The sequence below is a fragment of the Polyangium sorediatum genome (assembly GCF_029946465.1).
Classification (GTDB): domain Bacteria; phylum Myxococcota_A; class Polyangia; order Polyangiales; family Polyangiaceae; genus Polyangium; species Polyangium fumosum.
Map to the genome: position 1 here is coordinate 1 of NZ_JARZHI010000106.1, position 24,868 is coordinate 24,868.

The 24,868-nt window shown below is 65.1% G+C and carries 22 protein-coding genes; 18 read left to right on the forward strand and 4 right to left on the reverse strand.

What is annotated here, in order from left to right:
- Together QHF89_RS46700 and QHF89_RS46705 are read right to left on the reverse strand one after the other, a co-directional pair.
- Positions 1 to 534 (reverse strand): hypothetical protein (locus QHF89_RS46700; RefSeq protein WP_136973081.1); only part of this gene is annotated, 534 nt, incomplete at its 3' end.
- 42 nt (positions 535 to 576) lie between these two features.
- Positions 577 to 804, reverse strand: a complete 228-nt coding sequence (locus QHF89_RS46705) for a hypothetical protein (RefSeq protein ID WP_136973082.1) — start codon at positions 802 to 804, stop codon at positions 577 to 579.
- Positions 805 to 2,108: 1,304 nt separating this feature from the next.
- Here QHF89_RS46705 and QHF89_RS46710 point away from each other — a divergent pair.
- The 12 genes from QHF89_RS46710 (at position 2,109) to QHF89_RS46765 (ending at position 13,259) form a co-directional block, all read left to right on the forward strand.
- A complete protein-coding gene (locus QHF89_RS46710; protein WP_136973083.1) occupies positions 2,109 to 2,387 on the forward strand; it encodes a hypothetical protein in 279 nt (92 codons plus the stop codon).
- A complete protein-coding gene (locus QHF89_RS46715; RefSeq protein ID WP_284721861.1) occupies positions 2,384 to 3,856 on the forward strand; it encodes a hypothetical protein in 1,473 nt (490 codons plus the stop codon). Before QHF89_RS46710 ends, QHF89_RS46715 begins: the two co-directional genes overlap by 4 nt.
- Positions 3,853 to 4,311 carry a transglutaminase-like domain-containing protein gene (locus QHF89_RS46720; protein ID WP_136973084.1) on the forward strand — a complete coding sequence of 153 codons (459 nt, stop codon included), beginning with the start codon at positions 3,853 to 3,855 and terminating at the stop codon, positions 4,309 to 4,311. The genes QHF89_RS46715 and QHF89_RS46720 overlap by 4 nt, the downstream gene beginning before the upstream one ends.
- Before the next feature lie 232 nt (positions 4,312 to 4,543).
- A complete protein-coding gene (locus QHF89_RS46725; RefSeq protein ID WP_284721862.1) occupies positions 4,544 to 5,041 on the forward strand; it encodes an AAA family ATPase in 498 nt (165 codons plus the stop codon).
- A gap of 48 nt (positions 5,042 to 5,089) precedes the next feature.
- On the forward strand, positions 5,090 to 7,567 hold the full coding sequence (locus tag QHF89_RS46730; protein ID WP_136973086.1) for a hypothetical protein: 2,478 nt from the start codon (positions 5,090 to 5,092) through the stop codon (positions 7,565 to 7,567).
- A 165-nt stretch (positions 7,568 to 7,732) separates the two neighbouring features.
- The gene (locus QHF89_RS46735; RefSeq protein WP_136973087.1) at positions 7,733 to 8,431 is read left to right on the forward strand and encodes a hypothetical protein; all 699 of its coding nucleotides are present in this window, start codon (positions 7,733 to 7,735) and stop codon (positions 8,429 to 8,431) included.
- A gap of 96 nt (positions 8,432 to 8,527) precedes the next feature.
- Positions 8,528 to 8,950: a hypothetical protein gene (locus tag QHF89_RS46740; protein ID WP_136973088.1), complete on the forward strand. Its 423-nt coding sequence runs from the start codon at positions 8,528 to 8,530 to the stop codon at positions 8,948 to 8,950.
- Positions 8,951 to 8,969: 19 nt separating this feature from the next.
- Entirely contained in the window at positions 8,970 to 10,148 is a 1,179-nt protein-coding gene (locus QHF89_RS46745; protein WP_136973089.1) for a hypothetical protein, read from the forward strand.
- Between the two features lie 12 nt (positions 10,149 to 10,160).
- Positions 10,161 to 10,559 carry a hypothetical protein gene (locus QHF89_RS46750; protein WP_284721863.1) on the forward strand — a complete coding sequence of 133 codons (399 nt, stop codon included), beginning with the start codon at positions 10,161 to 10,163 and terminating at the stop codon, positions 10,557 to 10,559.
- Positions 10,556 to 11,227, forward strand: a complete 672-nt coding sequence (locus QHF89_RS46755) for a SpoIID/LytB domain-containing protein (protein ID WP_284721864.1) — start codon at positions 10,556 to 10,558, stop codon at positions 11,225 to 11,227. Before QHF89_RS46750 ends, QHF89_RS46755 begins: the two co-directional genes overlap by 4 nt.
- 77 nt (positions 11,228 to 11,304) lie before the next feature.
- On the forward strand, positions 11,305 to 11,850 hold the full coding sequence (locus tag QHF89_RS46760) for a hypothetical protein (protein ID WP_136973091.1): 546 nt from the start codon (positions 11,305 to 11,307) through the stop codon (positions 11,848 to 11,850).
- Between the two features lie 110 nt (positions 11,851 to 11,960).
- A complete protein-coding gene (locus QHF89_RS46765) occupies positions 11,961 to 13,259 on the forward strand; it encodes a hypothetical protein (protein ID WP_136973092.1) in 1,299 nt (432 codons plus the stop codon).
- On the opposite strand, the gene QHF89_RS46770 is transcribed toward QHF89_RS46765, so the two are convergent.
- Positions 13,256 to 14,287 (reverse strand): hypothetical protein, encoded by a 1,032-nt coding sequence (locus QHF89_RS46770; RefSeq protein WP_136973093.1) that lies wholly within the window; start codon positions 14,285 to 14,287, stop codon positions 13,256 to 13,258. The two genes, QHF89_RS46765 and QHF89_RS46770, sit on opposite strands and share 4 nt — an antisense overlap.
- 116 nt (positions 14,288 to 14,403) lie before the next feature.
- On the opposite strand from QHF89_RS46770, the gene QHF89_RS46775 reads away from it, so the two are divergent.
- From QHF89_RS46775 to QHF89_RS46785, 3 genes are all read left to right on the forward strand, one after another.
- Complete coding sequence (locus QHF89_RS46775) at positions 14,404 to 15,423, forward strand: sigma-70 family RNA polymerase sigma factor (RefSeq protein ID WP_136973094.1); 1,020 nt, start codon at positions 14,404 to 14,406, stop codon at positions 15,421 to 15,423.
- Between the two features lie 148 nt (positions 15,424 to 15,571).
- Positions 15,572 to 15,868, forward strand: a complete 297-nt coding sequence (locus QHF89_RS46780; protein ID WP_136973095.1) for a helix-turn-helix domain-containing protein — start codon at positions 15,572 to 15,574, stop codon at positions 15,866 to 15,868.
- A 561-nt stretch (positions 15,869 to 16,429) separates the two neighbouring features.
- Positions 16,430 to 17,554 (forward strand): hypothetical protein, encoded by a 1,125-nt coding sequence (locus QHF89_RS46785; protein ID WP_136973096.1) that lies wholly within the window; start codon positions 16,430 to 16,432, stop codon positions 17,552 to 17,554.
- Between the two features lie 109 nt (positions 17,555 to 17,663).
- Here the strand turns inward: QHF89_RS46785 and QHF89_RS46790 are convergent, their stop codons facing one another.
- Entirely contained in the window at positions 17,664 to 17,903 is a 240-nt protein-coding gene (locus QHF89_RS46790; RefSeq protein WP_136973097.1) for a helix-turn-helix domain-containing protein, read from the reverse strand.
- A 135-nt stretch (positions 17,904 to 18,038) separates the two neighbouring features.
- On the opposite strand from QHF89_RS46790, the gene QHF89_RS46795 reads away from it, so the two are divergent.
- The 3 genes from QHF89_RS46795 (at position 18,039) to QHF89_RS46805 (ending at position 24,731) form a co-directional block, all read left to right on the forward strand.
- Positions 18,039 to 18,350 carry a helix-turn-helix transcriptional regulator gene (locus QHF89_RS46795; protein ID WP_136973098.1) on the forward strand — a complete coding sequence of 104 codons (312 nt, stop codon included), beginning with the start codon at positions 18,039 to 18,041 and terminating at the stop codon, positions 18,348 to 18,350.
- A gap of 776 nt (positions 18,351 to 19,126) precedes the next feature.
- Positions 19,127 to 22,465 (forward strand): Kelch repeat-containing protein, encoded by a 3,339-nt coding sequence (locus QHF89_RS46800; RefSeq protein WP_284721865.1) that lies wholly within the window; start codon positions 19,127 to 19,129, stop codon positions 22,463 to 22,465.
- 1,249 nt (positions 22,466 to 23,714) lie between these two features.
- Positions 23,715 to 24,731, forward strand: a complete 1,017-nt coding sequence (locus tag QHF89_RS46805; protein WP_136973100.1) for a hypothetical protein — start codon at positions 23,715 to 23,717, stop codon at positions 24,729 to 24,731.
- Positions 24,732 to 24,868 lie beyond the last annotated feature (137 nt).

The following is a 24,868-nucleotide window of genomic DNA, read 5'->3' on the forward strand; positions in this document are numbered from 1 at the left end:
CCTGGCGACGTCGGAAGGCTGACGGGCGGCGAGAGCGCCGCGCGAGTGTCGACAGACCCGGCCGGGGCGCGGACAGCGCCGGTGCCGGGCGCGGCGCTGGGGGATGTAGTTGGCCGGGCGGTTACCGCGCTTCGACTGCTCGAGGTCGAGCTCCCCGGCCGCGACGCCGTCCACCTCGTCGACCCCACGCCCGCCGAACCTCGGAACCAGCGTCGCGTCGAGCACACCCTCGTACCCCTTGCGCGACGTCACCTTCAGCTCGGTGATCATGAACGTCGACTTGAACTCGTCGACTACCTCGGCGAACGACTTCCTCGAAGGCACCACCGGGGCCGCCGCATCCCCCGCCGCCACGTAAGGCTCACCGTGCTGCGCAATGGCGACGAGGTATCGCTTCTCCTCCGCGCGCGCCGCCACGAGCGTCTGGACCTGGGCGTCCTTGCGCAGCCGCCCGCGCGACCCGTCCTTCTTCCGGAACCGGATATCGATGAACAACCGCGGCTCCCCTCGCCGCATCACCTTTCGCAACGCCACGGCAACCTCCTTTCCGTCCTTCCCTCATTCCAATCGAGACGCTCACGGCGCCCCCCACGCCTCCGAGAACCTCACGCGCCACAGCCGCCCGAACTTGCGCGCGCGCACGCCGTCGACCATCGCCTCGGTCCCGCCGTCGGCCGCGCGCGTGGCGCGACGCTCAAGCGTCTTGCGGAGCTGCGCCGCGTTCAGCCCGAGATGCGCCGCCGCCCGGTCCAGCGACACCCACGGCGCGCCCCCGCGCTCGGCCGCCTTCTGCTTTGCAGACATGCCGATACCCTCCTCGACGCGCGCAAGGGGGCTCGAGCTCTCGGTGAGCGACCCCTCCCCAGCGTCGGCTCGCCGGAATGTACGGCATGTCAGCGCCGACTTTCAAGCCATTTCGCTAATAAAATCGTCAGGTTGCCACCGAAGTTCGCATTTCCGAGCTTCGATAGGGGAGCCTGAACGCTCCCCCTTATTTCGCCGCGTGGCGTTCCGAGGACCGCCGAGAAATCGACCCACAATTCGCATGCTCCCCGCAGCCCTCTCGCGGAGACCTCACGAAAGCTCGTCCTACCGCTCCGCGGCCGAGCCAATCCTCGGCTGATTTCTCGGAAGTCTTCGGGACCGACCCCTTGAAATGAAGGTCCGAATCTTTGGGAGCACTCGAAATCCGCTTCGCTGCCTCGGGAAACCAACCGCTCGATCGAGCCGCACCCTTGCCCCCGCCGTGCGTTCTCGCACACCAGACGCCCCCAATGACACCCCGCTCCTCGCGCAGCTCGACGCGACCGAGCCCGAGTCACCTCGAGCGAACGCTCCCCGAGCCGAACCCCTTGACTCCGCCGGGGCTTCCACTCGGGGTATTTCTCCGACGGTCCTCGGAAAACCCGCGGCTTTCCGCGGAAACGCTCACGCTGGGGCCATGTCCCATTTCCGTCCTGCACGGCTCACGCGGACACGATCCGGACCCTCGTCACGCACGGAGGAGCGAGGTTCGACCGGGGTCAACCGCACCGTTCTTCAATCGAAACACTGAACACGCTCGAAATCCAGCCGCCGGGACGACGATCTCGCACTCGGCGATCCGTGCAAGAATCCTCGCGCGCGGCACCTGACGCACGCGTGACGTAGAAAGGGCCGACGTTCAGGCTGTCTCCGAGGGAGTCGTTTCGCGATACGAACAGCACGTCGTTGACGAAGGTCCAGAATGGAAACCCTTGGTAGCATCAAATTCCGAGGGATGCGGCGCGAGCCTCCCTACCGTCTGGAGCGAGCGACTCTCCAGAGCGTATCGAGGGGTTGCAGCACAAAGAACCTGACATGACCGGAGGTGGCTACTTGAATGCTAGATCGGTCCCGAGCGAGCTTGCCGACGGCCATCACAACACGCCGCGCGCCTCCCCTCGAGCAGGGGTCTTCGCCGCCCCGCGATGGGGCGCCGGAACCCCTTCAAATGCGCTGGTCCGGCGCAACCGAGCGTCGCATCGTTTGTGATCAAATTACTTGGGCAAACCGACCGCGTGAACCCACGCACAACTTTATCGTTGCAACAAATCGAAGAGCCATGCATTCTCCAGGCTAAGGGGATTATGAACGACGCAGAGCCCACTGCGCTCGACGGGCAGTCGTCTGCCGTCGAGCCGGATCCGCGCAACGGCACGGTCCGAGCCACGGCCCAGACCGAACCCAAAGCGCCCGCGGTCGCGCTGCGGAGCTGGCAGCAGATCATCGACCTGTACGGGGGTGAGTGCAGGTATCAGCTCATCGCGCAATGCGGCAAGACCTTTCGATATACGGCGGAGTCCGAGAAGCTCTACTTCTCGGGCCCGGCGCGAAAGCCCGTTGAGAAAAGGAGGTCCAAGCCATGATCCAAGCCGAACCCATGGCGCCCTCGGACGAGCCCGCTGATCTCGGCGGTCATCCACTGTTTCCTCGGCCGGAAACCGAGGTAGGTCCGGATCCGCGAAGATTCGACCTCATTCAGATCGTCCGCATCCTTCCCGACAAAACGCGTGAGGTCTGCCCGACGGCGTGGAAGGGCTCCGAGCTGCGAAGCTGGCAGCAAATCATCGACATGTACGGTGGTGAGTGCTGGTATCAGCTCAATGCCATGTGCGGGAAGACGCATCGCTACACGGCCAAGTCCGAGATGCTCTACTTCGCTGGCCCGGCACGGAAGCCCTTCGTCCAGGAGCCGCAGGCGCCCCGACCGGCGCCCGCTGCGCCTCCCGTCAACCCGGCCGTGGCGCCGCCGTACTACTATCCCGCGCCCACGCCCACGCCGGCACCGGCGCCGGCTCCGATGATGGGAGCAGAGTTCCTCACGCTGCTCCGGGTCATCCTCGAAACCAGCGCGAATACGCAGGCCGCGCTCATGCGCTCGATCGTCGAAACGGCGAAGCAGCCGCAGTCCAACCCGGCGCTGGAAGTCATGCGCGACATGATCGTGCCGCTCCTCGACCGCCAGCAGCCGCAATCCAACTCGACCCTCGAAGTCGTGCGCGAGATCGTGCCGCTGCTCCGCGGAAACGACGCTGGCAAGCCGAGCGGCGGGGCCGGGTACGAGCGAGGGATGGAGCGCGGGATCGAGATCGCGAAGAACCTCGGTGGTGGTAGTGGCGGCGGGGGAGACGAGTTCGGCGAGATTGCCAAGCTCCTCACCCTCGTAAAGACCACGACCGCTGCGAATACGCCACCGCCACCGCCCCCGCCTCCCCCGCCGAATCCGTGGCCCACGGCGCCTTTGGCTTGGGAGGGCTGGGAGATGATCCAAACCCCGATGGGGATGATCTTGCGGCAGACCGCTGCGCCCGCCCCCGTGGCGCCCACGCAATCCGCGCCCGCCCCCGCGCAGCCCGCGCCCGTGCAAGCCACCCCTACGCCGCCCGCCCCCGTCGAGCTCCCGCAGCTCGAGCACGTGGCGTCCGTGCGCGTGCAGCCCGCGGCGCCCGTGCAGTGCACGGACGGACCGCAGAATGTCGCGCCCGCGCCGAGGCCCCCGCCGCCGCCTCCTCCGCCGCCGGAGCCTCCTTTCGTGAGCGCGCCGCTCCCGCCGCCTCCGCCGCCTCCGCCGCCGCCCGCGAGTGCGCGGCCCGAGTCGCGGACGCACAAACCGACCCATCTCGCGCCGCACCTCACGGCCGCGGGCCTCGTTCCCGCTCCGTCGGATCCGTCGCACCCCGCCGACCCGCTCGGCGGTGCCGTGGCGCAGGGCATCCAGCTCCTGGGCAACAACCCCGACCTCTTCGCGAAACTCAAGGAACTCGCCTCGACTGGGTTCTCGCCCGAAGCCTTCGGCGAAGTGCTCGTCATGGCGGAAAAGGGCGGTGCCAAATGATCCGCCCGCGTATCGTCCACTTCACCTCGAACCTCGCGAAAGCGCGATACATGGCCGAGGGCAGCAAGCGCGATCTCTTGCTCCCCGAGGTCCAGCGCTGGGCCGCGGTGTTCCGACGCTTGCCGAGCCACGAGCGCGCCGCCGCGATCCTGAAGTTCTGCCAGTATGCAATCGATTATGTCCGCGACCCGCGCCGCGAAGTGCTCGAAGACTCGGCCGTGACGCTTTTCCGAGGCTTTGGCGACTGCGACGCGAAGACGCGCGTCTTCGTTACGCTCTGCCGCGCCTGCGGAATCCCGGCCCGCGAAAAGCCCGTTCGCCCCGAGCAAGACTTTCCGCATATCCTCGCGGAGGTCTTCGTGAATGGCCGATGGCAACCCGCGGACCCAACCATCTTGAACTCGACGATCGGGCGTATCCCGCCCGCCTGGCTCGCAAGAACGAACTACTGGTGATGCCATGTCGAAACCGCCTCTTCGATGCGCCGTCTGTCTGCGGCGGCGACCCCAGCTTTGCGGAGGATACTGCGCATGCGGCGCGACCGTGTGGGAGCTCATCCCGCACGAGGTCCCGCCGGGCATCGTTGTGGAATCGCTCGAAGAGCGTAGCACGCCATTACGGCCAACACATTTCTCCGCGCTTCTCTCACGTGCACTCGGGGGCGTCGTGCTCGGCCTGAAGGTACTCGTGGGTGGCGCTCCTGGTGCCGGGAAATCGACGCTCTGCGCCGAGCTCGCTGCGCAGATCGCACAGAAGCTCGACGGCCTTGGATACTGGCTCGACGCGGAGCAGAACCGAAACCTCGTGCAGGAACTCTTCCCGCGCACAGGTTCGTCGTCGCGGCACATTCGCCTCGTGAGCAGGCGCAGCGGGAGCGGCAGCAAAGTCGGCTGGCGCGATGCTCTCCAAGCCGTACCGCCCAACGCCGCCGTGATCGTCGTGGACTCGCTCCAACGCTGGGCGCGCAGCTACGTCGAGCAGACCACGCTCCTCGAAACGGTCGCGATGATGCGTCCTACGGTACTCGTCGTCTCGCATTTCAACAAGGCGGGCCAGTTCGCCGGCCCCATGGGGAACGAATACGACGTGGACGCTACGGCCATCGTCCGGCCGAAGAACATTGAAGTAACCAAGTGCCGCTGGAGCCTTTGCCCGCGCACGATCGAGCGTCCGATGGCCTCGTAGAGCCGTCGCACGGAACACAACCGAACCAGGGAGAGGAGGCATTTCGGTATGCCTAAGGCCATCACTTTGTCTTACGAGACCGACGAGGAGACCAGCGGCGCGCCCGAAGAGGATACCGCGACGCCGTTCGATGACGATACGGGGGACTTTTTCGATACGCTCATCGGTGGTGGGGCGCAACTGCTCTCGTCCGTCCTGGGAGGCGGAGGGGGCGGTGGCTCCAAGCCCAGCGGGGGCGGCGGGGGCATCGGCGAGAGCATCGGCGCGATTGCCGGCGCGGGGCTCGGGACCCTCGCGGGCGGGGCCGGCGCTTCCATCGGTGCCAACATCGGAAAGATGGCCGGCGGCGCGGTGGAAAGCCTCGTCCGCTCGCAGGTGGCAAAAAAGAAGCCCCCGACGAAGAAGCCGCGTTCCGGAAAGCCGCAGCGCAAGATCACGAGGCGTGAGCGAAAGATCCTCGCCGACGCGGAGCAGATGACGAAGCGCACTGGAGACCCGATGTACGTGCAGGAGGCGCGACTGCGCGTCTATCACCCGGCGGAGTACAAGCGCAAGCGAGACGCGGGGCTGCTGTTGTCGCAGATCATTGCCGACGAGCCGGAGCCGGAGGCATTGCCGGAGCCGCCGCAGCCGAAGCGTCCTCGGCTCAACTTCGGCGCGGTGATGGCTTCGCCCCAACTCAACGAGCCCGAAGTGCCGTACGATGACACCGCGTCCCCCGATGCGAGGCCGCGACCATCGCAGCACGTGTCGGCCTCGCCCATGAGCGCGGCGCAGCTCGAGGCGTTGGTCCGCGCCGTGCCGCTGCTCCGCATGCACGATCCGCGGCTCCTGCGCACGCTTACGGCAGGCGGCGGAGCGCGCGAGGTCTCGGGCGTCAATGCGACGAGGGGCATGTATCACGCACTCCCCGGAGAGACGCCTCACGGCATTACGAAGAAGCTCACGGGGCAGACCGAGCGCACCCAGGAGCTCCTCGCGGCCAACCCCGGCAAACCCGAGTCGGACCCCGTGTGGAACATCCCGCCCGGATGGCTCCATTATGCCGGTGACACTGGAGCGACCCTCGTCACGGCGCGCAAGTACGTGGTGCTCAAGGATGACTGGCCGCAGAAGATCGCCACCAAGCTGGGAGCGTGCCCGGCACGCGTGAAATGGTGGTCGGAGCTCAAAGCCGCGAATCCGCACAAGCCCACACAATCGGGGAGCGGCAACTGGGTTTCGCTCTTCGCTGGCGAGGAGATCGGGATCCCGGACGTATGGCCGGAGCATCCCCTTGCCGTGCCGATCAATGCGACGCCCGCGCAGCCGTCTACCCCGGGCGTGCCCGCTCCGGGGAAAACGACAACGCTCGACCCGTCGGTCGTTCCGCATACGCAGGCGCTCCTCGCGAGCTGGACGCTGCGCAACCCGAGCGATTGCAACCCTTCGGACTTCGGCCGAAATCCCATGGATCTCGTGAGTGGGTTCACGCCGAGGACGACGCAGGCACTTGCGTCGTTCCAGACGTGGTGGAACAAAAAGCAGCCGACGAGGCCGCTGCCAACGACGGGTGAGCTCGATCAGGCGACCTACAGTGCGCTGATTGAGGAGAACAACGCCTCGAATGCGCTGGTTCCGTGGTTCGAGACGGTTCCCCAGGGACAGACGTCAACCCAGCAGCAGCCCTCGGGCAACACCACGACGAACACGAGCACAACGTCGGGCGGAAGCCCCACGAACTCGCAGGGCCTGCCCACCGAACGGCCTGCCTGGTACCCGCAGGACCTGCCGTGGCCGCCGCCGATTCCGGGGCTGAACACGACCTCGCAGCAGCCCTCGGGCGGCACGTCGACGAGCACGACCCCGAGCGGCAACTCCTCATTGCCGACTTTGCCGGCGGAACGGCCTGCGTGGTACCCGCAGGATTTGCCGTGGCCGCCGATTCCGGGGCTGAACACGACCTCGCAGCAGCCCTCGGGCGGCACGTCGACGAGCACGACCCCGAGCGGCAACTCGACGAACTCCGGCGGCGCGTCGACAAGCACGACCTCCTCATTGCCGACTTTGCCGGCGGAACGGCCTGCGTGGTACCCGCAGGATTTGCCGTGGCCGCCGATTCCGGGGCTGAACACGACCTCGCAGCAGCCCTCGGGTGGCACGACCTCGAACGGCAACTCGGGCAACGCCTCGACGACGAATCAACAAACGACGGATCCCCGGTTCGACGACAACCTGACCGCAGCCGAGAGGGAAGAAATTTACATCGTATTGGACAGCGTTGCGATCCACCCCGACACGCTCGACCAGTTGGCGGATACCTATGAAGCAAACGGACATCCCCGCACCGCCAAAACCCTCCGCGCGCGTGCCGACGCCTTGCGATTCCTCATCGCAGAGGGGGAAATCGTCGCCCAGCAGCAGGGCGGCTCGGGGAGCTGGCCCGGCAGCTCCGGCGGCTCGACGGGCTCGATGACCACGAGCGGCAGCAGCGGAGGTCTGCTGCCTGTGATCGCCGTCATCGGGGCCGGGCTCGCGTTCTCGTGACCGAATAGGAGGGGCCGCATCATGCCTGATTACCTGCCTTTCTGGTGGTGGAAGTGGTGGCAACGGCAGCAACAGCCGAAGCCATCTCCTGCTCCAACGCCGGCCCCTCTTCCCCATTCGTCCGGCCTCTTTCGCTGGATGCACCAGGACCGCGACCTGACCAGCGTGAGCGCCGCGGCTCTCGAAACGGCGAAGCGCGGGACGTGGATGTCTCTCGACAAGAAGAAGCGTGCGCGTCAGTTCCGAGCGTTTGTCGTGATGTCCCTTCGCATCGCGCCGCTGTCCTGGAGGCCGGTGCCACTCGGGCAGCTCGGGCCGCATCTCTACAGCACGCCGGAGCGAAATGCCGCGGGCTCGGCGCTTGCTCGTACGCTCGTTCTCCTCGCACCGGACAACATCCGCCCTGGGTCCGACATCGTCACGAACGAGGGCGATCCGACACAGGGGGCCATCGAAACCGGCGTGATTCACGCCGTGACGATTTTGCTCGTCACCGTGGTCGCCATTGCAGCGGCATACCTGGGTGGCATCGCCGTGCAGGCCATCCACGCCATCAACTTCGATGACGAGACCACCAAGCGCCTTCTCGCCGCGCAAGCAAGGGTGATGGGGATCCTCTCACTCCACGTCGAACGCGAGCGTATCGCGGGGCATGAATTGCCCTTCGACGAGACGGAGAGCTCGATGTTGCGCGCGCTCGAAGACGTGCAGCGGCGCCTCGCCACGCTCCGTCACCGGCCCCTCCCGTCGCCCTTCCAGGGCGCAACGGAGCTCGTGAAGGCGACGACGAGCTTTCTTCCCATGGCCTTACTCGTATTCGCAGCCTTCTTCCTCATCAAACAGCATGACGAAAGGAGATCGTGACGCATGGCAGAAACGAGAGTTCCAGTGGACCGCTCCCTCGTAGCGGTCCCACGTGCCCGTGTTCGGCGGCGCAGCGGTAGGCATTGGGCTCGCGACGTGGGGACCGGGTTCCTCTACACCGCGGGCGCCGGTGCGGTGGTCGCTCTTCTTGCGAATCTGGACGACATACGGAACAGCAAGGAGGTCAAGGACCACTGGTGGCTCATGCCGGTCGCGCTGGTCGCGATCGGATACATGCTGCGCAAGCGGCGCAATGCGCACGCGAACGCGGTGATCGCGGTGGGCGGAGCCATGTTCGCGCTGTCGTACATGGCGCAGCAGAAGGCCGCGGCCGCGCAGCAACAGGCCCCCGCCGGGCAGCAGGCGGTTTTCAGTGGCGGCGATACGGCCGCACCGGTCGGCATGCTGCCGCCCGGGCCGCAATCGGGCTTCTGGCTCCAGACGCCCGACGGCCGTTTCGTTCGATTGCCCAACATCTCGCGGCGAATGCCGGTGGCGCGCCAGCAAAACGTCGTATGACGAGGGAGGATGAGCGTTCATGAGCAATGTACTCGATATTTTGCGAGAGTCCGACGAACAGGGGGAAACCGCTTCGCCCTTCGATGAGGAGGTCGACGAGCCCGATACGGCCGGTCCCGACGACGAGGACGACGACACGGCGGCCGTCGAACTCGCAGCCGAGGAGGGCGACACGGGCGACATCCGGGCGCTCCGCAAGCGCGGGAAGAAGCAGGTCTCGCTCGAGGAGCTCCGCCAGATCCAGATGCGTTCGCGTGCGCGCGGTCAGCGCGTCGGGGCGAAGAAGGCGCAGAAGGTGCATGTGCAGAAGGCGAAGCCGAAGCCGAAATTGCCTCCCAACTTCGTCCCGCCGAACAGCGGCGCGCGCGAGCTCTTCAACAAGTGGACGGCGCGTGACGCCAAGTTCGTCATGCGCCAGGACGGCCATTATTATTCGGTCGTCGAGATCCCGTGCAAGTGCCAGGGGACCGAGAAACTCGCATGGTTGCACATCGCGAAGGGCGATTACACGCTCTTCAACGTGGCCGTCGGCGAGTCAATGACGTTCCTCGGCAACAACGCGACCGCGACGACGAACTGGACGAACCTCCAGCGTCCTTCCAAGAACACCTACAGCGATCAGGAGTTCCTGATCCAGTCGATTACGATGCAGGAGGCTGGGCTCCGGGTCCGGTACGACGGCTCCGAGATCGATAAGATCACGGGGGTCGGCGAGGCGAAAGGAGTGCTCACAGGGCAGGCGTGGTTGTGGGACGACGCCGGGACGTTCTTGCCGAAGGAAATCTTCCACGATTTCAGCGGTGAGAATCTCCTTTACCGTACGGTCCGCCGCTCCGCCGTCGTGTACTTCAACTGGGACAAGGCTCGGACGGGCGGTAACGCCACCTCCCGCAAGGTGCTGATCGACCATCTGCGCAACGTGCCGGATACGAAGGTGCGGACGCTCTCGCGGACCTCCGGAGGGGCAGCCGTCTTGCCGGTGTCGGATGGCTACGTGTTCACGGATAATCCTGAGCGGAGCGAGCACGGAGCCTTCTCGGCGATCATACACATTCCGGAGGACATCGTCTTCCCGATCAAGCCCATCGATCTTGGGGGCGGCACGCCGATCCGGCCGATCGAGGTGGGGCTGTACGTGCAACTCTCGCTGAACGGGATCGCATTCGAGCACCACAAGGGCTCGAACGTGACGGTCTGATAGGGGGATACCATGAGCGTGGCGGAGATCGACAGCGAAGCTAGGCAGAACATCGTCGAGACGGATCCGCTGTTCGGCGCATCGACACATTGCATCGTCATCATGGAGCAGCCGCCATTGGTCGCGGACCAGCCCCCGCCGCAGTGGCGGATCTCCGCCACGCTCACGCTTCGCGACAATGTTCTCGGCAAGAACGCAGTGCAGGCTGATTTGCCTACGGTCGTCGTGGGGCCGTTGATTCACAAGCGGCAGGTGGTCGCGATGGCCAAATATCCCGCTCGGGTCGAGCGATGGTCGTTCCGGTTCGAGAGCGACGCGGGGCGGGCGACGGCGCGGGTTTGGCTGCACCCGGGAAACTCGCCGGTGACCGAGTGCGGGATCTTCGTGGTTCGGCATGGGTTGGAGGAATGAGCATCCCGATCGGAGACGAGCCTTCCGAGGCACCCGAGCGGATCCTCACGACTGCGGGGTGGCTCTCGCTCGAGCGCGAATACGTGCCCCGCGTGGTCGCAGGCGAGCATCTGCACGCGCATCCGGAGGCCAAAGCCGCGCTTGCCATCGCGGCGCGGACGTTCGTGCTGCGAGCGATGCGGGACACGCCGACACTGGGGCACACGACGGCAATCCCGAGCGGGGAGCAGTTTCAGGTGCTTGCGCGGTATTCCCGCGCGGACTGTATCGAGGCGGCGACGCGCACGCGGGGCATCGTGCTTCGCTACCAGGGGCGGATGATACTCGCGAACCATGTCGCGGGAGCGTACTGGCGGCCGGATGGGTCGCACGCTCCTGATCCAACCAATACCGAGCGATGGGTAACCTACAACGCCGGGCGGCGGGGCAGGGACGTCTCCCCGACCCGTCTTTCGCTGCGCTCGCACCCTGGGAACCGCGGCGGCATGGGGCAGCATTGTGCGCACTGGCTGGCCATGCAGGGATACGATTACGCGACGATCCTGCGGTTCTTCTACGGGGAGGACATCGAGTTCCACGAGTTCCCCAGCAGAGAGAACACGGGCCTCGGACAAGCACTGTTCGGCGTGCTGGCGTTGGCGATTTTCGGAGTCGCCATGCGGAGGTAGGGGTCGCATTGGTGTCCGGAACATAGCGACAGAAACCCAAACCTCGCCCGCTTCCGTAGAGTAGACTGGAGTTTGTCATGACCCCGCTACGCGTGCTTGTGCTGTCTGCCCTCGGGATGATGAGCGTCGGCGCGTCCGTCTACACGCTCACGCCTCCCCGGCGGGAGCCACTGAGCGTGACATCCCTCCAGGAGCCGCTGGCTTTCGCGCTGGAGCTTGAGCTCTCGACCGAACTCCCGGATGCATTGTCTGATTTCCCGGCCGAGATCGACGGGGGTCTTGATGCCTCCGTCCCGGACGCGGGACCGTCCCGGGTGGTCGCGTCGCGCCCCTCGCCCGTCCCGTCGATTCAGGTACAACGCACGTCCGTCACCATCGATCCAGGCTCCTCTGCGGGCCCGGCGACGCGCCGCTACCTGTGCGCTTTTCCGTCTCCCGATCGCTGGTTCATTCTCAGTGACGAATCTTCAGACGTGTCGATCCGAGCAATGCCGCTCGCCCAGCAGATTCTCGTCGCCGAGAGACTCCCTGCCTGTACGTGCGCGGATCGTTGCGAATCCGCCTGCCGCATGAGCCGCGACGCGTCCGCCGAGTGCCGCTTGCGCTGTCGTTGCACGCCGTAGCGACCTTGGTTTGTCCCTTCCCCCCACGGGGTTTGCCCACGCATCGTCAACGACACGGATCCGCGCTGCGGACCTTGCCGCGCCACGCTCGGATGGCGTACCCTCGCGCCATGGTTCGTCTCGCACGTGCAGCGTTCGTGCTCGCAGCCAGCGTGGGCCTTGCCGCGCTCACCGTCCCGGCTTGCATCATCGGTAGCATCACGGTCGGCGCCGACTGCCCGATCGACGACGACGGCAACCTCCTCATCCCGCGGGAGTGTTGCATTTGCCCCTCCCCCGAAGCGTGCCCGAACGGGTTTCCGAAGGATGTCACCGTTCCGGACTACTGCCGTCCCGATTGCCCCGAGAACATACCCTACGAGTGCTGCGAGTGCCCCAGCCCCGAGTGGTGCCCTGGCGGCGAGATACACGTCCAGGTCCCGGACTACTGCCACTCGCTCGATGGTGGCACGGACGCGGGCAGCGACGGCTCGATGTCCTCGCTCTGCACGGGCGGATCGTGCGTGTCCCCTGGACCTGCGGGGTGGAAGGGGCCGATGAGCTTCTGGCAGGGTTGGGACATCGAGGCCCCCTCGTGCCCGGAGGGCGCGCCGATCCTCGCGTTCGAGGGGTGGACCGCGCCGCCCCCGCCCTCGTGCGGCACGTGCGAGTGCGATGCACCCGAGGGGACGTGCAAGCTCCCAGAGACGTGGACGGTGAGCTCGGCCGCGTGCACCCCCGATCCGAATCTCGGCGTCAAGACAAACTTCGATCCGCCGACAAACTGGGATGGGACCTGCAACAGCGACAAGTCGATCCTCGGTGACAAACTCTGCGGCGGTGTTCCGTGCGTCCGCTCGATCTCGATCTCGCCCCCGGTGATCGAGGAACTGCCGTGCCAAGCGCACCACATCGGCGATCCGGAGCCCAAGGTTCCAAAGGCCCGGAATGGCGGACCGGAGATCACGCTCGGACGAGTCTGCACGAGCGAAAGCGCCCTGCCGAACTGCATCGAGGCCGAGGGGAAGGTTTGTGTCCCGAAGCCGCCCAGCTTCTCCTCTTGTTTGTACCGCGAGGGGGACCACGTGTGCCCGGAGGGCTGGGGCGAGAAGACGCTCCTCTACGGGTACGTGGAGGACAAACGTAGCTGTGCGGAGTGCGAGTGCAGCGAGCCGAGCGGCGGATTTTGCAACGTGAAGTTTCGGCTCTTCAGCGATGCGGCCTGTAACATCGAGAAGGAGGCCGCCGACGTCTCGACCGGCATGACCGCTCCCTGCAAGGACCTTATGCCGGGCACGCAACTCTCCGGCAAATCGGCCGCGATCCTGGAGTACACAAAAGGGGCGTGCACGCCGAGCGGGGGGAACGCGGAAGGGGAGCTCGTTCTGCTCGAGCCCGTCACGGTTTGCTGCTCCGCTCCCGTGACTTAGAACGCGTACACGAGCGACCCACCGCCAGTCGTGAAGGAGCGCAGCGTCTCCCATAGGGAAGGAGCGATCGTGTCGAGACCCGTACCGAAAAGCGGGATCGCGACCTCGACATCCAGGCGCACCGCGAAGTGTTCCGCGAATGGGAGCTCAACTGCGCTGCGCGCCCCAACACCAAACAGGCCTTGCACGCCGTGGCCGACATACCACCTGTTTAGGGCCGTCGCTCCAACGGCCCCGCCCATGACGAACAAGCAACCGACGAACGGCGCGCGCTTCAGGCATCCCGCGCCCGTCATTGTGAACGTGTGCGCCTCGACCTCGGTTGAGCTTTCAGGACGCGTCTTCCAAAGCGGCATCCACCGCGCGTCGAGCTCGAGCGAGAGCTGCGGGAGCTGCACGCCCCCTGCAACCCGGAGCCCGGGTGCCCAATCCGGCATGAGACCAGAAGAGACGACCCCTCCGACCGCCACAAAACCTCGCTTCTTCGGAGCCGCGGCTGCCGTGGGCGGCTTCAAGGACGGTGGACACGCCGGGCACTTCGGGCTCGGGCACGGGGACGGCTGGGGAGATGGCGGAGGCTCTACCAGAGGCGTTGGGGCCTGCTCCTCCTTCTTCGGCGCCGCCGCTCGGATCCGCATCGCCGCGTCGAAGGCCGTCCAATAAAGCACCTTGAAACAGTCGGTCCGGGGCGAGTAGTCGCGGTGATCGGTGGATACGGCGACGCCGTTCTCGTCGGTGATCGTCGTGTCGACCGACTTGCCGCCATCTGGGAGTCGCCGGATCCGCACGACGAGCGCGCGCGCCGCCGTCGGATCGATCGTGCTCACGGGCACCCAGTTCGTCAGGAGGGCCTTGAACTCGAACGCATCCGCGCAACCGGGCAGGGCCCGATCCGCCTTGAGCTCGACGCGGTGGTGCGGCAGCTCGTCCGCCGCGAGGGCCGACGACGACCTGGCCAAGCTGAGCGTGGCCACACCAATCGCGACCCAGAGGAGCTTTACGCGCCCTACGAGAGTGTGCGACCTCACTCCGTGGCCCCCTCGACGAAAAATGTGGAGGGGTCGGTCGATTGTTCCCGTGATGGAGGGCGACTTCTGCCCTTTGTATCCATGGGACTCGTGAACGCGAGCAGAGGCGGCCCCCGATGCCGAGCCTCGACCGAGAGGTCTGGGGCATGACACGCGTCCTCGACGACTGCTCGAACGAACTCGGTATCTCCAGGGAGGCCACGCTCCGGTATCTGGATGCTATGGCCGCGGTGGTTCGCTCGGTCGGGGTCGATTCGGCGCATGAGATGGATATCGTCCATCATGCATTCTTGCTCGCCTGTCGCAAGCCCAAAGCAGAGCGACCCGATCCATACGACGAAGAAGCGTTCGGCGCATGGCTGAACGCGGTCGCGAAATACGCGGCCCTGACGAACCGCAAGGACGCAACCCGCTCGCGAGAAATCGCGACGCCTACGGAGGAGATCGTGCGTGCAATCGATGCCCGTGGCGCGCACGTCGAGAACTACGAGGCGAAGGTCGACGCGTCCAGGATATTCGAGCGTCTGAGCCATGACGATGGCTCCCTGCTCCACGAGCATTTTTACGAGGGGACGACGATCAAAGAACTCGCCGCGGAGCGCGGTGTGGCGTGGGCAACGATGCGAGAGCGGATGGATAACGTCACCCATCGGGCGCGCATTGTGGTGGACGAGCCTGCGGCGCGGTCGAGCCGCCGTCGGCGGCGCCGGATCACTGCCATCCCACTGGCTCTTTTTGGCCTTGTCGCTCGCGAGGCGCGCGCGCAGGTGGGTTCGTTCTGGACACGGTGGGTTGGGTCTCTCCGCCGCACCCCTGCCCGTTTCATCGGAAGCCTTGGCACGGCAGCCGCAATCTTCACAGCTACGCCGCACCTCGGGTCGTGCGCAGGCGAAAAGGTAGCTTTTGCGGCTCGCGCGCACAGCGTGGAAGGCCGAATCTCGGACGATCTTGCGCGACATGCTGGCCTCGTAAGGTCGAGACCGAAGCCTCCCGCCCCGACGGAAGCGCCGACGGTCACAAGTCCGCGGCGCCCGTCGAGCAGCCCGGAGACTTCACCGGGACGTCAATACGAAGAGCGCTCGCCCGCGCCATGGCTAATCGCGAATGCGCTCCGAGACGCCGAGGCGACGAAGTAGCGCTTTCACATCGATTTTCAGTTTCGCGAAACACGACTCGTCGGCCTTGGGCGGCTTCGGTGTGGCCACTCCCCTGCTCGCGCACAGGTGCTCGCTGGCTGCACCGTAGTCGCCCAAGGTCGACGAGCACCAGCTCGGAGGACCGGCCATGCCACGTCGACGAACGACCCATCCGTTTCTCATAGCCCTCGGCGCGCGCGTCCGCGATTTGCGCCTGGATCGCCAAATGACGCTGTCCGACCTCGCCGACGCGAGCGGAGTCACCAAAGGTGCCCTCTCCAGTATCGAGAACGGGCGCGTCAACTTCACAATCGAGACCTGCGTGAAGATTGCCGTGGGCCTCGGGCTCCGGGTCAAGGACGTGATTCCTGCCAGCTTGGAGGATTTGCTGGGAATCGATCAAGAGAGCGGACCGAGGAGCGGTGTCCAAGAACGTGCTGGATGACGTAGGAACGGGCGCAGTTCGTCGAGGCGGCGACAGCGCTGCCAAGCTGGATTTCGTGTATGCGACGGATGGGCGAGTCTACATGCGTGGTCGCCCGAAGCGGGGCCGACGCTGGTTCACCGGGTTGGCGCTCACTCGAAGAGAACTCGCACAGCTCGGGTATCGTAGCGTTCTGGCTTGGGCAATCACTGGAGACCTTGCACTCGGCAGCGATGGGCGGGTTTACGTGTGGTGGAGCACGATAGCTAATACCCACGAGGGGCGAGACCTGTTCGAAGGGTACGAATTGACGAACGTGGACGAGCACTATCCAACGATCCGCACGATGGCGTACGAGGTCGAGCTCTATACGAAACGATTGCTGGAACGCTGCGCGACGAGAAAGACCCGACGAACCCCGGACCGGCAGGGCGCGGGGGCTGGGCGCCCAAGTCCCCCGAGGAAGCCATGAGGCGCGGCATTGGGGAGGCGCGGCATTGGGCTCACGAATCCGGTGCCGTCCCGTCGGAATCGTGCTCGCCCGCTGGGCGCACCGCCGCCATCGTGCTGACCATCCCGGTCATGGTGAATCGCCCGATCGTGTACGCATCCATCCTCACCCTCATCGCGGCCTGCGCAGCCAGCTCGAGCTCCCCGGGCACGACGGGCGGCGGAGGCGACGGCGGCACGGACACGGGCAACGTCTCGTCGAAGGGCGAGCAGGCGAACGGCGCGTGCCCGTCGTCGCCCGCCGAGCTCCACGGCACCAAACCCGGCGGCGAGAGCTGCTCCACCTTCGCCGACTGCGCGCCCGTGTGCTGCAACTGCGCCACGAGCGGCGAGCAGTTCCTCGCCGCCGCGTGCATCGACGGCGCGTGCGCGGCGGCGGGCAACGCCTGCCAGGCCGTGGAGTCTTCCACCTTCTGCGGTGGGGGCACAGGCGGCGGCGGCGCGGGCGGCGGCGGCGGCACGGGCGGCGGTCCCGTCGATCCCGAATGCGATCCGCCCATCGACGGATGCTGGCAGACCTGCCTTGCCAACGACACCGGCCCGTCGGCCTGCGCCTCGCAGTGCCCCATCGGCAACGGCGTCGGCTGCTATGCCCTGTGCGTGCAGAAGGGCACCTCCGCCTCCACCTGCGAGACCATTTGCGGCACCGACACCCCGTCGGCACAGGGCGCCTGTTACGATGTCTGCATCGCCGACAGCACGTCGGCATCCACCTGCGAGACCATCTGCGGCACCACCACCGCCTGCGGCGAGCGCGGCTGTTACGAGACCTGCGCCGCCGACGGCACGAGCACGTCCACCTGCGAGACCATCTGCGGCACCACCACCGGCCTCGGCCAGTACGCCTGTTACCAGCTCTGCGCCGCCAACGGCACGTCGTCGTCCACCTGCGAGACCATCTGCGGCCTCGGCACCGAATGCGCCGAGCTGGGTTGTTACGAGAACTGCGCCGCCAATGGCACCTCGACCTCCACCTGCGAGACTATCTGCGGCACGAACTCCGACTGCGCCATCGTCGGCTGTTATAACTTGTGCATTGCCAACAACACGTCGACGTCGACCTGCGAGACCATCTGCGGCACTTCGGCGGGGACGTGTAATGCCTGCGGGACGTCGCAGACCCCCAAGGACGCGTGCTACGCGCTGTGCGTGCACAACGGGACGTCGACGTCGACGTGCAGCACGATCTGCGGCTGAGGGAGGAGCTGGGTGGGGCCCCACGCGTGGCTCGGCCGTAGCCTGCACTCGCCCCCTTTCCGCCTCGAAGCGCCACGAGGACCCAGGTGGTGGGCATCGGAGGGTTGTCCTACTTCCGCGGCAGCCTCGCTTCGACCTCGGACACGAGGCGCGTCATCGTGGTCCCAAGCGCCTTCGCGAGGGCCTGGACGACGTTCAGCGACGGATTGCGCTTCCCTCGCTCGAGCAGGCTTACGTAGGTGCGATGCAGTTGGGCCCGATCTGCCAGCTCTTCCTGGGAGATCCCCACCTCGATCCGGACTTCGCGGACCACTTGCCCGAAGATCTGCTCCAGCCCGTTGCCAGCCACCTTGACGGTCGAGGGTCTGCGGGTAGAGACTGGGCGTCTACAGACTATAGTCTGCAAGAGGCGCCGCCCCGAGGGACCTCGGAAATCCCCCGGGGCGACTTGGCCGCAACCCCGTTACGAGCGGAGTCGCAACCCATGACCATCATCGGTCGTCCTGCCTTCGCAGGGCAAGAAGGCGCCGATCCGTCCGATCGGCCCGTCGAGGATACGCACGATCAAGACACGGACAGCGTTCCCGCGGTCCTCTCGAACGATATGCAGCAACGCGTGCGCAGCGCGCTCGTCGCGTACGCGCGGGGGAAGGCCCAGCATGCCGTGGCGCAAGCGCTCGGGTATCCGCGGGGGTACGTGGCCGCGGTCCTCGACGGCAAGCTCCACGTGACGGTCCACTTCGCGGGGCAGGTGGCCCGTGTGCTCGGGACGGATATTAGCACGCTCGCGGGGTGAACCCGTCCAGCCCGAGGTGGGGGCGGGGTGTGGTTTTACCCTTTTACCGGCAAGCCGGGTGGGTGTCGCGAGTTCGGGGGAACCCCGCCGGGTGGGTGTCGCGAGTTCGGGGACCCCCCGCGGGTTGAACGCGCCCTCCAACCCCGCCTCCCCCGAACCGGGTCTGGTCGCCACTCGCTGACGTGGTGGGACGTCGCTCCTTACGGGCGGCGGTGGTCCAGGAGCGGGAAGACGGTGGTGACGTAGTACACACAGTCGATCGGATCGCCAGAACATACGTCCCCATCCGAAATTGCAGTTGTCTAGAACGCTGATGTCGACGACAATAGGGTCCTCTGGAGGCTCTGAATCTGATGAAAGCTGTTCCTGGCGTTGCATTAGCGGCTCTTAACTTGGGGGGACTCGCCGCTGTAATCGTGGGTTGTGGGATCGAAGGGGATGAAACTCCAGAGCCCCCCCCTACCGCGGTAGCGGCGGCGCCCGTGCCACGCGACATGGGAACCGCTCGCAGAGTCATCGACCGGCTCGCCACGCAGTTCACGGTTCCGGTCACTCCCGATGTGCCGGACGGGTTGGCGAGGCAGAGGCCCGAGACGATGCGCCCTCTACTTCCGACGTCGGTCGTCGACCGCGTCGACCGCAACGGCGCCTGGTTCGTTCCACGCGTGGCCCGTAGCAAAACGCGACGCGTTCAGCGTCCGGCGGACATCGCTCTTCCTGACAATGCCGCGGCTTCGGCTCGCCTGCAGGATCTCGGTTCAGGCACTACGATTGAAATGAGGCTCAAAGGAGCCCTGCCCAGCCCTGCCGAAGAAGCGAACGGATATATCGTTTACCGAAACATAATGGACGGCGCAGACATGGTGCATCGAGTCGTCCCCGAGGGAACGGAGGACTGGGTGGCATTGCAGCGACCACCTCGTACACCGGAGATTGCCTACGAAATCAGCCTTGGCCAAGGTGTAGCTGGATTGCGACTCGTCGGAGACGCGCTTGAGTTTCTCGACGGAGCAGGTACGCCGCGGCTACGCGTCTCGCCGCCATACCTCGTCGACAGCACGGGCCAGCGCCATGAAGTCAAGCTCATCCTCCAAGGTTGCAACGCTGACATGAGCCCCACGCCCCCCTGGGGACGTCCAGTGACGTCACCAGGCGCGTCCCACTGCGATTTGCGCCTCCGCTGGGCCGATGACGGTGTCGCCTACCCCGTCTTGATCGATCCGGCTTGGACAACGACTGGTAGCATGGTGCAGGCTCGCCTGCACCATACGGCCACGCTGCTTTCCACGGGCAAGGTCCTGGTGACGGGCGGACAGAATGCGGTTAGCACCCTTTCTGCGGCTGAACTCTACGATCCATCGACTGGCACGTGGGCCTCGACAGGAAGTATGACAGAGACGCGCACGGAGCACACGGCCACGCTGCTGCCCGGAAGCGGGGAAGTCCTTGTCGCTGGGGGCACGGGCCCGAATCATCAACTTGCAAGCGCCGAACTGTACAACCCTGTCACTGGTACGTTCACGGCGACGGCGAGCATGAATCACACGCGCGTCCTCCACGCCGCCACGCTGGTTGGAACCTCTGTCCTCGTAAGCGGTGGCAGTGGCACCGATGCTGCGAGTTCCGAAATGTACGTACCCGCCCTCGGCGTTTGGGTCGCACAGGGATCGATGGCGACCTCGCGCCTCTTGCACGCTGCCGTAACATTACAGGACGGGAGAGTGTTGGTTACCGGGGGCCAGTACGGTTTCCCTACAATGTTCCACAGCACCGCCGAGCTCTTCAATCCGGCCACGGGTACGTGGACGGCAGCGAACTTCATGAATCTCGCGAGGAGCGGCCACACGGCGACAGTGCTCACCGACGGCAATGTGCTCGTCACGGGAGGATCGACGGGATCCAACGTGCTCGTCAGTGCCGAACTTTACCGTATTGCGAACGACAGTTGGCAGGCAACCGACAGCATGACGTCCTCGGAGCGCTCAGCGCACACCGCTACGCTTCTACAAAACGGGGTCGTGCTTGTAACTGGAGGTTTCTTCCAGGGCACGTTGGCTAGTGCCGATATTTACTCCTACCAATGGGGAACGGGAACTTGGTGTGCCACGGGAACGATGAATCAGGCACGCGGGTTCCATACGGCCACGTTGCTGCCCAGCGGGCAGGTTCTCGTGGCGGGCGGCCTCTCGAGTGCCCTTAGCCCTCCGACCAGTAGCACAGAGCTCTACAGCCCGGGAACGTGTGACAGCTGCGATGATGGCAGCGCATGCACGGCAGATTCGTGCAACACGACGACCGGTTGCTGCGAGCACGTGAATATCGACTATTGCGGCAACGGTGTATGTGGCCCGGAAGAGGCGTTCTGCAATTGCCCGAGCGATTGCGGATCGACGGATACCGACCAAGATGGGCTAAGCGACCTGTGGGAGATTTCTGGAGTCGACGTAGATTGCGACAACGTGGCCGATCTCGACTTGGCATCCATGGGTGCCAGCCCCTGGCACAAGGACATCTTCGTCGAGATCGATTACATGGTCGCCCCAAACTTCGCCCACAATCATATCCCGCAATCCGAGGCAATTTCCGCGCTCACTGTGGCGTTCGCGAACGCTCCCGTGACAAATCCAGACAACGACTATGGCATCAACCTGCATCTGTCCGTCAGCGATGCACTCCCGCATTCCTTTTACCTGACGGCCAGTCCAGCAACCCAAGGATCATCACCTGACTCGGTAAACATTTACGATTTGAGAGCACTTCATTTCGATCCAGCGCGAAACAAGGTGTTTCGGTATGCAGTCTTCGGCCACTCCAGCAGCGATCCATTTTACTGCCCCGCCGGCTGCGCCGGCCTAGCGCGCCCCCCGAACAACCTATTGATGACCCTCGCGTCGCCCTCGAACCCGACGGGTACCCCCGAGGCCCAAGCATCTGTTTTCATGCACGAATTTGGTCACTGTCTGGGTTTACAGCACGGAGGTGACGCGGGCGAGCCAAACTACAAGCCCAACTATCTGAGCGTAATGAACTACCGATATCCTCTCGGGATTCCAACGACCGTCAACGGCATCCCTGCAGCGCCACGCCTCGACTATTCTGGTCAGGTGTTGGGTACGCTGAACGAGAACGCGTTGGACGAAACAGTAGGTGTACTAGGCGCCGGTCCCGATCTGCTGACATACTATTGCCCAGGGGAATCGAGCGCAACCTGCTCGGATTGCGTTGCCTGTAGTTGCGGCAACGGAGCCTGCCAGCCAGCTGAGTGCGGTGAGGACGAAATGAATTGCCCTTCTGATTGCCCACCTTGTGTGACTGCGTGTGGTGACGGCGCGTGCCAAGCGTTATGCGGCGAGACACCTACCACTTGCCCCAGCGACTGCACGGTTTGCTCGCCTGGCCATTGCGGAAACCTCGTGTGTGAACCGGACTGCTTCGCCTACAATGCGGTTGCCAGTATCAGCGGCGGGATAGACTGGAACTGCGACGGCGACACTGCCGACACGAGTGTTCGAGCAAACATTACCCGTTTCGGCCAGTCAGTGTTCGATGTGCTCACTGGCTTCAACGACTGGCTCAACATCGATTACGATTTCCAGTGCTCTCCCGGATTCTCTGCCGCGACTGGCGCGGCCGCAGAGGTCACCAACGACCTGAACGTGGAGGAGTTGACCGAGAAAGGCTTCCTCTTGCCGTTAAAGTCCGTATCCATTGACGTGGTTCCGCACTGCGCTGCCAACCCGATTGTTGTTGGTGGACCAGGATTGGTGTCGGTGATAATCGCCTCGGAGTTCGGCTTCGATGCAACGTCGATCGTTTCTACGTCACTGGTACTCGCCAACGCCGGCCCGTTAAGCACAAACGCGGTGGATGCAGACGGCGACGGCGACTTGGATCTTGTTGCCGTGTTCGACATGGCTGACCTTTTCCTAGGATCTTCGAGTACGCAGGTTACCCTCTATGGCTCTCTACCGTCGAGCCAGCCGGTTTACGGTCAAGCGCCCGTGACGATGGTGACCAGCCTCGGTGATAGCGACGGTGACGGTGTCGTTGATCCGTGCGATCTATGTGAAAACACCCCTGCCGAAGCAGAGGTCGCGGAAGACGGTTGCCAGTAGCACGCCAGCCGTTACCCCTGTGTGAAGAGGTCTACTAGCCATGAAAAGCGTCTTCGAGAGCCCTCCGTGCCATGTTAGCGTGCTCGCGCTCCTCTTGGTCAGTATGGCTTGTTCTGGCGGGCCAAACGCCTCGTACCTGGACGGTGGAGGTGGCGGTTCAGGAGGCGCTGGCGGCAGCACCGGCGGCAGCGGGGGCACTCTGTGTGTCCCTGGCGCATCCGAGCCCTGTTACACGGGTGCTCCGGGGACGGCTCACGTTGGTATCTGCATACCCGGGTTCCGGACGTGCAATGAAGAGGGAACCGCGTTTGGACCGTGCGCTGGGGAAGCGACCCCCTTGCCGGAGACGTGCCTAACACCCGAAGACGACGATTGCGACAATATGGTCAACGAGGAAGGCGAGGCGTGTGTCTGTGCGCCCTCGGTTTCCTATCCTTGCTATTCAGGAACTCCAAGCACGCTCGGCGTAGGAGCATGTCAGGGCGGCATTGCAATGTGCGATGCGCAGGGGCTCAGCTTGGGTCCCTGCATCGGAGAGGTCGTCCCCGCGCCGGAGACATGTGAGACGCTCCTCGACGAAGACTGTGATGGGCTGGTGAACGAGGAAGGGACCGCCTGCGTTTGTATGCCGGGCGCCGCGATCACTTGCTACACGGGCCCGCCGGGGACAGAGGGCATCGGCGTATGCCATGCAGGTGCGTCCACATGCACACCGACCGGCACGTCCTACGAGCCTTGCGCTGGCGACCTCGCACCATCTGCCGAAATCTGCGGCAACGGTGTCGACGAAGACTGCGACGGGCTCACGGACGAGGGATGCGGGCTCCTCTGCGCGGCGCAGGCGAGCGGACCAGGGGCAATCTCGGGCAACGCCATTGCTGCTGCTCCAGGCGGAGGCTTCTATGCTATTGGCCACATGACCCAATCACTCATCCTCGGCCACGGCGAGACTGCGGAAACGACGCTGACGTCAGTCGGCAAGCACGATATCTTCGTAGCACGCTACAACCCAGACTGTACGCTAGCCTGGGCCAGGCGCGCCGGTGGAACGGGGACGGATTCTCCGAGTGACATCACCGCTTTGCACGATGGCTCCGTCGTTGTTACGGGGCACGTCGGAGGCCCCGCGACATTTGGCATTGGTGAGCCCAGGGAGACGACTCTGCCGGTCCCCGGGCCAAGCGCGTTTCTTGCACGGTACAGCACGAGTGGCGAGTTCCTCTGGGCCACGGCTGCTGGTGGCTCCGGCGTGACGGCGGGCGTCGACGTAGCAGCAAGCGCGGATGGAGGTTTCTTCGTGCTTGGAACCTTTTCCGGGACGGCGACGTGGGGATACGGCGAGCCCAACGAAACGACCATGACATCTGCAGGTGGCAATGACGCCTTCCTTGCACGTTATACGTCCGATGGCATGCTCGCTTGGGTTCAGCAGGCCGGAGGCGCGGGGCAGGACTGCTCGGATACGCTGACGACGATGTGCACGCTGTCCGCCGCCGCGGACGGCGGTGCACTCATTGCAGGAAACTTCGTGGGAAGCGCTGTCTTCGGGCAGGGGCAGCCAGGCAGTATTACGCTCGTCTCGGATTGGGGGCTGGACCCGACGGGACAATGGGCCCCCACCGGGGACGCTTTCATCGCCCGCTACGCGGCCGATGGCGTGCTCGCCTGGGCCAAACGAGCCGGCGGGCCTGCTTACCGAGAAGGTGTGAACACGCTCGTCGGCACACTCGATGGCGGCGCCGTGGTTGCCGGCATATGTGGAGGGGACCTGTGGGGCCAGCAGAACGAGATGATCTTTGGTTCTGGCGAGCCCAACCCCAAAACGATTTCTTGTGCTTCCACCGGCGATGTTTTTGTCGTCCGTTACGATAGCAATGGTTCGCCATCCTGGGTCACGCGCGTCGCATCTGGCGCCTCCGGCGATTCCGCTACCGAAATTTTGCTTGCTTCGGATGACACGACACTCCTCACGGGAGGCTACTTTAACACGATGACGTTCGGTCCGGGTGAACTCCAGGAGACGACGTTGAAGGACGGCGGAGGATTCCTGGCGCGTCACAGTGCGCTCGGTGCGCTCGTGGAAGCGCAGCGGATCTCATCCAACGCATCCCCGCTGGGGAGCGACCTCGGGGTGGATGGCATCGCCGCGATGATCGGACGGTTCTGCGGCACCGTGACCTTTGGACCCGGCGATCCTGGGGGCGGGCTCATGCTTTCTGCAAGCGCTGGGCCCTGCGGTGCCTTCTTCCTACGGTACGCCCCCTGAGTACGCCCTTCGTAACCGCCCGGCCAACTACATCCCCCAGCGCCGCGCCCGGCACCGGCGCTGTCCGCGCCCCGGCCGGGTCTGTCGACACTCGCGCGGCGCTCTCGCCGCCCGTCAGCCTTCCGACGTCGCCAGGC

What these genes read in the sequence shown, in the direction of transcription:
- QHF89_RS46705 (WP_136973082.1), bottom strand. Translation starts at nt 804, where the DNA reads ATGTCTGCAAAGCAGAAGGCGGCCGAGCGCGGGGGCGCGCCGTGGGTG.
- QHF89_RS46710 (WP_136973083.1), top strand. Translation starts at nt 2,109, where the DNA reads ATGAACGACGCAGAGCCCACTGCGCTCGACGGGCAGTCGTCTGCCGTC.
- QHF89_RS46715 (WP_284721861.1), top strand. Translation starts at nt 2,384, where the DNA reads ATGATCCAAGCCGAACCCATGGCGCCCTCGGACGAGCCCGCTGATCTC.
- QHF89_RS46720 (WP_136973084.1), top strand. Translation starts at nt 3,853, where the DNA reads ATGATCCGCCCGCGTATCGTCCACTTCACCTCGAACCTCGCGAAAGCG.
- QHF89_RS46730 (WP_136973086.1), top strand. Translation starts at nt 5,090, where the DNA reads ATGCCTAAGGCCATCACTTTGTCTTACGAGACCGACGAGGAGACCAGC.
- QHF89_RS46745 (WP_136973089.1), top strand. Translation starts at nt 8,970, where the DNA reads ATGAGCAATGTACTCGATATTTTGCGAGAGTCCGACGAACAGGGGGAA.
- QHF89_RS46750 (WP_284721863.1), top strand. Translation starts at nt 10,161, where the DNA reads ATGAGCGTGGCGGAGATCGACAGCGAAGCTAGGCAGAACATCGTCGAG.
- QHF89_RS46755 (WP_284721864.1), top strand. Translation starts at nt 10,556, where the DNA reads ATGAGCATCCCGATCGGAGACGAGCCTTCCGAGGCACCCGAGCGGATC.
- QHF89_RS46760 (WP_136973091.1), top strand. Translation starts at nt 11,305, where the DNA reads ATGACCCCGCTACGCGTGCTTGTGCTGTCTGCCCTCGGGATGATGAGC.
- QHF89_RS46765 (WP_136973092.1), top strand. Translation starts at nt 11,961, where the DNA reads ATGGTTCGTCTCGCACGTGCAGCGTTCGTGCTCGCAGCCAGCGTGGGC.
- QHF89_RS46775 (WP_136973094.1), top strand. Translation starts at nt 14,404, where the DNA reads ATGCCGAGCCTCGACCGAGAGGTCTGGGGCATGACACGCGTCCTCGAC.
- QHF89_RS46780 (WP_136973095.1), top strand. Translation starts at nt 15,572, where the DNA reads ATGCCACGTCGACGAACGACCCATCCGTTTCTCATAGCCCTCGGCGCG.
- QHF89_RS46785 (WP_136973096.1), top strand. Translation starts at nt 16,430, where the DNA reads ATGGTGAATCGCCCGATCGTGTACGCATCCATCCTCACCCTCATCGCG.
- QHF89_RS46795 (WP_136973098.1), top strand. Translation starts at nt 18,039, where the DNA reads ATGACCATCATCGGTCGTCCTGCCTTCGCAGGGCAAGAAGGCGCCGAT.
- QHF89_RS46800 (WP_284721865.1), top strand. Translation starts at nt 19,127, where the DNA reads ATGAGGCTCAAAGGAGCCCTGCCCAGCCCTGCCGAAGAAGCGAACGGA.